A 9,201-nucleotide genomic window follows, 5' to 3' on the forward strand; every position below is an offset into this window, starting at 1 on the left:
ACCCAAATAGCAAATGGACTTTCAGACGTAATGCGCTGTTTACGACCAGAACGTTTTCTGTTTTCATAGTAAACGGCTTGACCTCGACTAGGTACATACTCTGTTGGTCTGCCTCGATGTGTCGTCTTAGTTGCAGTGCCACGTTTTAATTCGTAGCCCACAGTACTAGGTGAGCAATTAAGTGCTTTTGCAATCTGGCGATAAGAGTAACCTTGCTTATGGAACGCTTTGATTTCGCATCGATCTTCAAATCTTAAGTGTTGTCCTCTTTCGCGAGGTAGGGTATTAATGGTATTATTTAGGTAGTCCATAGTGATTGCCTCCGGTTAATTTTGTGTCGTAACTTAATTTTACCATTGATGCAATCCTATGGATCTTTTTATTTAGTTTTAGTGTTCAATTTCATTCTACAATTTACGATATAAATAATACATTATATTTTAGAATATACTTAGGTGCCTAATGTATTGACAAATGATTAAAAACAGATATAATATATTTAGGTACCTAATCATATTACTTTCAAGGAGGAGAACAACATGGAAAATACAATGTCGTTACAGCTTTATAGAGCGTTATCTCAATTGGGACGAAGCATACATCGGACAGGACATGGGATGGCACATGATTGCGCCGCTGCACATACCATGCATCACGGTCAATATGATGCGTTATCTCTGATTGGACAGGAGGACGGGGCCAGTCAGCAGGATTTGGCTGAAAAAATGGATATCCGTCCGTCATCTATGACAGAATTGCTGGGAAAATTGGAGCAGGCTGACCGTATCGTACGGAGAAAGGATGAAAATGACCAGCGTGTTATGCGGGTATTCATCACCGAGCAGGGTAAGGAGGATATTCAGCAAATTCAATCGGTTTTTTCCAATTTCACGACGGCCTTATTTGATGGCCTGACAGAAGAGGAACAAGCCCAATTTCTGACGCTCATACAAAAGGTCAATATGAATATCAAGGAAAAAATGGATACGGAAGAACTGTCTGATCATCACTGCGGGCATCATGGCCACCACGGCCACCATGATATTCACGGACTGCATGGTCGCCATGGGCATCACGGGTGCCATGATCTGCATGGACATGGGCTGCCGCATCTTCATGATACACGGGTTGGCAAGAAGTAAAGAACGGATAGCGAAAAATTTGCTGGAATTTGCGCGTTATGGAAAGACGGCAATCGTTAGGAGCGAGAGTATGGTTTTGATGGATACTATATGCCGGATTTTTGAGGCCAATCATTGGCATTTGACAAAACGAAAACGTCAGGTACTCCAGGTGTTGATAGATCATCAGACGGAGTGCTTGACTGTTTGCGATATTTACCGGTATGCTGAAAAAGTATATCCTGGTATTGGTATTTCTACAGTGTATCGTAATATTTGTTTGTATTATTCACTGCATATTTTACGTAAGTTTTCAATTTATAATAAGCAAAACTATTATGAGCTGATAGATCCGGCGCATACAGATAGTCATCCTTACTATATCTGCAGTCAATGCGGAAGGATGAAAGGAATTCTTGATCGTGAGGTAGTGGAAGCGTTTTGTAATTGCAAACAGAAAATGATGACTGACTATGCGTTTCATATTGAATCGGCAAAATTAGTATATTACGGCATCTGTGAGGCATGTAATACGCAAGAAAAAAATGGATAACCTCATATAACGCGGATTTCCCCTGAAGACCTGAAGAGATACGATTACCGTTGGGAAATTGACTGCATAGCAACAAAAAAAAACAAGGAAACCCGCATACATACGGGTTTCCTTGTTTTTATTTTAGTATCTCTATACGCTGTATTACTTGGAATACAATTCGACAATCAGTGTTTCATTGATTTCGAGCGGAAGTTCATCACGTTCCGGAACGCGTGTCAATGTACCTTCAAAATTATCGAAGTTCTTTTCGATATACGGAACATCAAAGGTCTTCAATTCCTGGAAAGATTTTTTGTACATTTCGTTAGCACGAGATGCATCCTTCAGGGAAATAACGGAACCTACTTTAACGTTTGCAGACGGAATGTCGCAACGTTTGCCATTAATCAGGATATGGCCATGATTGACCATCTGACGGGCCTGACGGATAGAATTTGCGAAACCAATACGATATACCACGTTATCCAAGCGGCATTCCAACAGCTTCAGCATGTTCTGACCGGTAACGCCCTCCATCTTTCTGGCTTTATCATAATAACGGACAAACTGACGTTCGAGAAGATTGTAATATGCTCGAAGCTTCTGTTTTTCCAATAACTGTGTGCCATATTCAGACATTTTCTTTTGACGCTGATCTTTCTTTACACGTTTTAATGCCTTAGGATGTCCGTACACATTGAGTCCGAACCGGCGACATTCTTTAAAACGCGGGTCTCTCCTTGTTGCCATTTCTACATCACCTCATAATTTTATTTTTATAATATTGCAACATAAAAATTTTACCACTAACCATATTATTTGTCAATGTACAGACGCTATTTGTGTCAGACAGTATTATCAGATTTCTGTGTGCATATTTGTATATGCATGAAAGCAACTAAAGATCAGAGGCTTTTTTTGAAAATATCCACGCACCAAATAATGGCAAGGCCGGAAGTATCACTGACGCATCTTTTAAAACGGGTGTTGCGATGGCAACGAGTGCGGCACCGAAGGCAAAGGTAAGCATAATAATCGCCGTATTGAATAGTGTTTGCTGTGCTTCTGTATGATGGAATATCAAGCTGTCCACACTGGTTTCTGCCAGTGTACGCAGGTTTCCTGTCATCATGAGCGGTGTAAAAGGGGCACCGTTTAATGTCCTGAATTCCTGCAGTTCGGCAGCAGCAGTTACCGATAATAGAATTGTGGTGATAGAATCGGAAACAAAAGGGCTGATTATAGCGACACATAATAATATAATACCCTCATAAAGCAATATTATCTGGTGCCGTGCAGTCTGTTGAAGGGACAATTTAGGATGCTGCTGAAGAAATCGGACAATTACCGTACCCAGAAAAAAAGCGGCCAAAGATAGCATGTAAGAAAGGCTGGAAGGAATATCTTTTTGGCCTAAGTGAATTCCCAGAAGAATTAGATTTCCTGTTTGTAAACCGGCAAATACACCGCCGTGAGCAATATAAGAATAGGCGTCGATTCCACCGGCGGCCATGGTTAATAAAGCGCCAAACAAGATTCGTTCATGACGCTTTTTGGATAATAGTTCCATGTACAAACTCCCTTCAGATATTCCGCTGATATGCATATCAAAAACATTTTGATATATGTGATTATTATACGCTGAAAAAAATATGATTGCAGCCATAAAAATCGATTTTTGATGTATAAAATTCAAAATTTCTTAAGTCATATAGTAAGCATATATAGGAGTGGCAAAATCATATAACCATATCTAAAAGTAAAAAATGTATGAATATTAAGCAAATAAGCGTATACGAGCACAAAACGGAAAGTTTACAATGCGAATGAGTAATATAGTTAAAAGGCATTATGCTAAATTGTGTTTGTGAATAGCATTGACAAATTATGATGGTCAATGCTACCATGTGAATAATAAAACCGTGTTCGAACACAATTTTAATTTTATTGTATTTTTACGTATATTATAGAGCGGAGGAATAAAAATATGGTAACGTACACAGAAAAGGAGAACGATAAAAAAATATCCAGTTCATTCATATATTTTTTTGGTTCATTCGGCGGAATTTTATTTGGCTATGACATTGGAGTTATGACAGGAGCGCTCCCGTTTTTACAAGAAGATTGGGGTATGCAGGGCAATGCAGGTATCATTGGATGGATTACATCGGCTGTGATGTTTGGCGCTATTTTTGGCGGCGCGCTGGCAGGACAGCTTTCAGATAAGTTAGGCCGTCGTCAAATGATTTTGATTTCTGCTCTTATATTTGTTGCTGGGTCTGTATTGTCCGGGATTGTGCCGGATTACGGCCAGTACTATTTGATTGCTATCCGCATGCTGCTGGGGATTGCTGTAGGTGCCGCCTCGGCGCTGGTACCGGCATATATGTCGGAAATGGCTCCGGCCCGGCTGCGCGGACGCTTGTCCGGAATCAATCAGACGATGATTGTGTCGGGAATGCTCCTTTCGTATATTGTAGATTTTCTATTGAAAGGGTTTCCAGAAACACTGGCGTGGAGACTCATGCTGGGATTGGCGGCCGTGCCTGCTGTTATTCTTTTCTTTGGTGTCCTGCATTTGCCGGAATCACCACGGTTTCTTGTTCGCCGCAATAATATAGAAGCAGCCCGCATTATTTTGGGATATATTCGTCCGCAGAATGAAATTGAAGGGGAATTGAGGCAGATCCGGGAAACTGTCCAGGCAGAAGAAAGCGCATGCCGGCAAAATTCCTGGCATACGTTGTTAAGCGATAAGTATCGCAGCTTGGTCGTTGCAGGTATCGGCGTCGCCGCATTTCAACAGTTTCAGGGGGCTAACGCTATTTTTTACTATATTCCGCTGATTGTGGAAAAAGCAACGGGGCATGCGGCCAGCTCACAGCTTATGTGGCCGATCATTCAAGGCATCCTGCTGGTAGTGGGATCGCTGGTATTTCTTGTTATTGCTGACAAATTCAATCGCTGCACTTTGTTGAAAATCGGCGGAACTATCATGGGTTTGTCCTTTATTTTACCGGCGATTATCAACAGTATCATGCCGGGAACAAATCCCATGATGATTGTGTTCTTCTTGTGCATCTATGTGGCCTTTTATTCTTTTACCTGGGCGCCGCTCACATGGGTCATTGTCGGCGAAATTTTTCCGCTGGCTATTCGCGGACGAGCGTCTGGCATGGCAACATCGTTTAACTGGATCGGATCCTTTTTGGTAGGCTTGTTGTTCCCGATTATGACAGCCTCTATGCCGCAGGAAATCGTTTTTGCTATTTTTGGCATTATTTGTATTCTCGGCGTTGCTTTTGTAACCCAATTTGTACCGGAAACGCGGGGACATACACTGGAAGAAATTGAGGCTAAAGGAACCAAAGGGGAGGCCCTGGTGCGGGAAAGCCTATAATACGAAGCGAGGAGGCGTTTTTTTATGGGGTTAATGAATGTTGCAGCGGACATTAAAAATGGTGATGTCGTGCTGGGAATCGAGCTGGGATCGACACGCATCAAGGCGGTTCTCGTTTTGAATGACTGTCACACTATTGCCAGCGGCAGCTACGGCTGGGAAAACACATTGCAGGATGGCATTTGGACGTATTCCTTGGAGGAAGTTTGGAAAGGAATTCAAATCTGCTACTCTCAGATTGCGGCCGATGTGCAGAGCCGGTATCATATGCCGTTGACACGGATCTCGGCGATTGGCGTCAGTGCTATGATGCATGGATATTTGGCCTTTGATGGACATGACCGTCTGCTTGTTCCCTTCCGCACCTGGCGCAACAATATTACGGGTCGGGCCGCCGCGGACCTGACGGAAAAATTGCATTTCAATATTCCGCAGCGCTGGAGTATTGCGCATTTATATCAAGCGATCCTGAATAAGGAGCATCATGTCAGCGATATTTCTTATTTGACGACGTTGGCCGGATATGTCCATTGGCGGCTTTGCGGCCGCAGGGTGTTGGGTATTGGTGATGCATCGGGCATGTTTCCCATTGATGAACGCAGTGGTACCTATCATGCCGGTATGTTGAACATCTTTAATGGATTGCCGGAAGTGCAGCCGTATTCCTGGCGCCTGGAGAACCTATTGCCGTCTGTTCTGCGGGCTGGAGAATATGCAGGTACACTGACTGCAGAAGGTGCCAGCCTTCTCGATACTGCGGGACGGCTGATACCCGGCAGTGCCATGGCGCCTCCGGAAGGCGATGCCGGTACCGGTATGGTCAGTACCAACAGTGTGCGTAAACGGACTGGAAATATTTCCGTCGGAACGTCAGCTTTTTCAATGAATGTGCTGGATGGGCCGCTGAAGAATATTCATTCTGATATTGATGTGGTCACAACCCCGGAAGGGGCACCTGCAGCCATGGTTCATACGAATAATTGTTCTTCGGATATTAATGCGTGGATACAGCTGTTTGCTGATTTCGCTGCTTGTGCGGGTATGCAGCTGGCACCGGATATGTTGTATGAATTATTGTTTTCCCAGGCTGGCCGGGCGGATACGGATGCAGGCGGGTTGGTCAATTACAGTTATTTATCCGGCGAAAACGTGACTTGTATTGACAGGGGCAGGCCGCTGTTTGTGCGGACGCCAAACAGCCGCTTTACCTTACCGAATTTTATGCTTACGCAACTGTACGCTGCTTTTGCGCCTCTGAAGCTCGGCATGGATATCCTAATTCGGGAAGAGGGGATTCAGACGGAGGTTATGATTGCCCAGGGCGGCTTATTTAAGACTCCTGTTATTGGGCAGCAGGTGCTGGCGGATGCGCTTAATATGCCGATTACAATTATGGAAACAGCGGGAGAAGGCGGCCCGTGGGGCATGGCTGTACTGACCGTATTTATGCAGTCCTGCGCGCCCGGCGAGACGCTGGCGGACTTCCTTGATGAAAGAGTATTTCGTCATCCACGCAGCACGACTGTTACGCCGAACTCAGAAGGTGTTGCCGGATATGCTGCATTCATTGAAAGCTATACGCGTGCTTTGCCTGTAGAAGAATTGGCCGGTACGGCATTAGCTGAATGAGATGGGTCTTTATTGATACGAAAGGAAAAAATACTGCAATGTTGGAAGAATTGAAGCAACAGGTATATGCTGCGAATATGCGGCTGCCGAAATTAGGTCTGGTGACCTTTACGTGGGGCAATGTATCTGGAATAGACCGGGCCAGAGGCTTGTTTGTCATTAAACCGTCTGGTGTGGGATATGATGTATTGACTCCGGAAGATATGGTTGTCGTCGACTTAAAGGGAGACGTCGTTGAAGGCCGGTTGAATCCATCTAGCGATACACTGACGCACATGGTATTATACAATTCATTCCCTCATATAGGCGGGATTGTTCATGCCCATTCACCATGGGCTGTGTCTTTTGCGCAAGCAGGGGTGGATATTGAAGCCATGGGAACAACCCATGCCGATACTTTTTATGGTGATGTCCCTGTGACGGATGCTTTGACGCAGGAAGAGATAGAAAGTGCGTATGAAGAAAATACGGGGAAGGTCATTGTGAAAACCTTTGCCGAAAGAGGGCTGGAACCTGACGCGGTCCCGGCAGTGTTGGTCAAACAGCATGGGCCTTTTGCATGGGGACCGACCGCCGGTAAAGCTGTGGAAACGGCAAAGATTTTGGAAGTCGTTGCTGAAATGAATTATCACGCCCTGCAGCTGACCCGTGCGGACATACGAGTACCGCAGTATTTGCTGGACAAGCATTATTATCGTAAACACGGCGCGAATGCGTATTATGGGCAGAAAAGCAAGTAGAATAGTACATCATGCTAATCTGTTTTATACATCGAGAAGGGGTGTGTATTATGTTACAGGTAAAAGAATATGAATTTTGGTTTGTTGCAGGCAGTCAGCATCTTTACGGAGAGGAACAGCTGCGCAATGTGGAACGGGATACAAAAGATATGGTAAAGCGGCTGAATGACAGCGGCACATTACCATATAAAATTGTCTGCAAGGGCGTTATGACGACCGCCGATAGTATTACTCAGTTCATGAAGGAAGCAAATTATCAGGATAAGGTAGCTGGTGTTATTACATGGATGCATACTTTTTCACCGGCAAAAAATTGGATTCGGGGAACGATGCTGCTGCAAAAGCCTCTTCTTCATTTGGCAACACAGTATTTGAACAAAATCCCGTACGATACGATTGATTTTGATTATATGAATTTGAATCAAAGTGCGCATGGTGATCGTGAATACGGCTACATCAATGCCCGGCTTAATCTGAAAAACAAGATTGTGTACGGTTATTGGGGTGATGCAGACGTACAGCAGGAAATCGCGCAGTGGGAAGATGTGGCAGTCGCTTACAATGAAAGCTTCCGCATCAAGGTGTGCCGCTTTGGCGATACGATGCGCGATGTTGCCGTAACGGAAGGCGATAAGGTGGAAGCGCAGATCCGGATGGGATGGACTGTCGACTATTATCCTGTAGCAGATCTTGTTGCCGAAATAAACACGGTCAATGATGAAGACCTGAAAAAAGCTTTTGCGCATTTGCGGCAGGAATATGTACTGACCCAAGGAAACAACAAGCTGGAAAAATTTGAATGCTCGATTTATGTACAGCTGAAACAATATTTAGGTATCAGACGTTTTATGGATAAGGGTGGGTATACCGCTTTTTGTACTAATTTTCAGGATCTCTGCGGCCTGGATCAGCTGCCTGGTCTGGCAGTGCAGCTTCTCATGCGTGACGGGTATGGCTTTGGCGCGGAAGGCGATTGGAAGACGGCAGCGCTGACACGGTTGCTCAAGATTATGGCGCATAATGACCGCACGGTGTTTATGGAAGATTATACGCTGGATCTGCGGAAAGACCATGAAGCAATTTTGGGTGCGCACATGTTGGAAGTGGATCCAACGATTGCCAGTGATACACCTCGTGTTGAGGTGCATCCGCTGGATATCGGAGATAAAGAAGATCCGGCACGGCTTGTGTTTACTGGTTCTGAGGGAGATGCAGTCGATGTAACGGTTGCTGACTTCCGGCATGGGTTCCGAATGATAAGCTATCCTGTTATCTGCCGCAAGCCCGAGGCAGAAACCCCTAATCTGCCGGTTGCCAAACAGCTTTGGACACCTAAGGCCGGTCTCAAAAAAGGCGCGGCGGCATGGATCAAAGCCGGCGGCGGTCATCATACGGTACTCAGTTTCCGGTTAAAGGAAGAACAAATTCATGATTTGGCGGTGATGCTGGACATGGAACTCGTGGAAATCTGCTAGGTATGAAAAAAGGGGATGTGACAAAATGAGAAATCATTTTGTCCACATCCTTTTTTTATTTGCATCTTGAGGTAATAAGCAGGAAATTACTGCAAAATAGGCATAAAACCCCTTTCCCCATAAAAACTGCTTTTCTAGAGTTTATGCGGCTTTCTTCAAACGTAGTCTTTTATTGTGGTATTTATAAAGATTATGCCCGATAGAAACCAGGAAAATCTCTAAACGTACTTGTTCCATGCCTTTTCGAACGATTCTTTTGTACCAGCGGTTATTTTTCATGATCCCAAAAGTACCTTCGGAT

Annotated in this window: 10 protein-coding genes; 6 read left to right on the forward strand and 4 right to left on the reverse strand. The window is 44.5% G+C overall.

Translation table 11 applies throughout. The annotated features are described in order from the left end of the window. Nucleotides 1-311, reverse strand: a 311-nt coding sequence (locus tag AB840_RS16860; RefSeq protein WP_048515513.1) for a helix-turn-helix domain-containing protein, incomplete at its 3' end; no start/stop codon positions are given. Between the two features lie 228 nt (nt 312-539). Between AB840_RS16860 and AB840_RS14265 the strand changes: the two genes are divergently transcribed. Next, a complete protein-coding gene (locus AB840_RS14265) occupies nt 540-1,142 on the forward strand; it encodes a MarR family winged helix-turn-helix transcriptional regulator (protein ID WP_048515514.1) in 603 nt (200 codons plus the stop codon). Nucleotides 1,143-1,212: 70 nt separating this feature from the next. Continuing rightward, complete coding sequence (locus tag AB840_RS14270; protein WP_048515515.1) at nt 1,213-1,674, forward strand: Fur family transcriptional regulator; 462 nt, start codon at nt 1,213-1,215, stop codon at nt 1,672-1,674. A 144-nt stretch (nt 1,675-1,818) separates the two neighbouring features. Here the strand turns inward: AB840_RS14270 and rpsD are convergent, their stop codons facing one another. Together rpsD and AB840_RS14280 are read right to left on the reverse strand one after the other, a co-directional pair. Next, the gene (gene rpsD, locus AB840_RS14275; RefSeq protein ID WP_048515516.1) at nt 1,819-2,406 is read right to left on the reverse strand and encodes a 30S ribosomal protein S4; all 588 of its coding nucleotides are present in this window, start codon (nt 2,404-2,406) and stop codon (nt 1,819-1,821) included. A 148-nt stretch (nt 2,407-2,554) separates the two neighbouring features. Further along, nucleotides 2,555-3,226: a YoaK family protein gene (locus AB840_RS14280; protein ID WP_048515520.1), complete on the reverse strand. Its 672-nt coding sequence runs from the start codon at nt 3,224-3,226 to the stop codon at nt 2,555-2,557. Between the two features lie 417 nt (nt 3,227-3,643). Here AB840_RS14280 and AB840_RS14285 point away from each other — a divergent pair, with 417 nt between their 5' ends. The 4 genes from AB840_RS14285 to araA are packed head-to-tail and all read left to right on the forward strand — an operon-like array spanning nt 3,644 to nt 8,900. Further along, the gene (locus AB840_RS14285) at nt 3,644-5,056 is read left to right on the forward strand and encodes a sugar porter family MFS transporter (RefSeq protein WP_048515517.1); all 1,413 of its coding nucleotides are present in this window, start codon (nt 3,644-3,646) and stop codon (nt 5,054-5,056) included. Between the two features lie 24 nt (nt 5,057-5,080). Continuing rightward, on the forward strand, nt 5,081-6,685 hold the full coding sequence (locus tag AB840_RS14290) for a xylulokinase (RefSeq protein ID WP_048515518.1): 1,605 nt from the start codon (nt 5,081-5,083) through the stop codon (nt 6,683-6,685). Nucleotides 6,686-6,723: 38 nt separating this feature from the next. Next, nucleotides 6,724-7,425, forward strand: coding sequence for an L-ribulose-5-phosphate 4-epimerase (locus AB840_RS14295; RefSeq protein ID WP_048515521.1), 702 nt, complete (start codon nt 6,724-6,726; stop codon nt 7,423-7,425). Nucleotides 7,426-7,475: 50 nt separating this feature from the next. Then, nucleotides 7,476-8,900: an L-arabinose isomerase gene (gene araA / locus AB840_RS14300; protein ID WP_048515519.1), complete on the forward strand. Its 1,425-nt coding sequence runs from the start codon at nt 7,476-7,478 to the stop codon at nt 8,898-8,900. Between the two features lie 141 nt (nt 8,901-9,041). On the opposite strand, the gene AB840_RS18360 is transcribed toward araA, so the two are convergent. Then, the coding region (locus AB840_RS18360; RefSeq protein ID WP_072061870.1) for a transposase at nt 9,042-9,201 on the reverse strand (160 nt) is incomplete at its 5' end.

It is taken from the genome of Megasphaera cerevisiae DSM 20462, assembly GCF_001045675.1.
Taxonomy (GTDB): domain Bacteria; phylum Bacillota; class Negativicutes; order Veillonellales; family Megasphaeraceae; genus Megasphaera; species Megasphaera cerevisiae.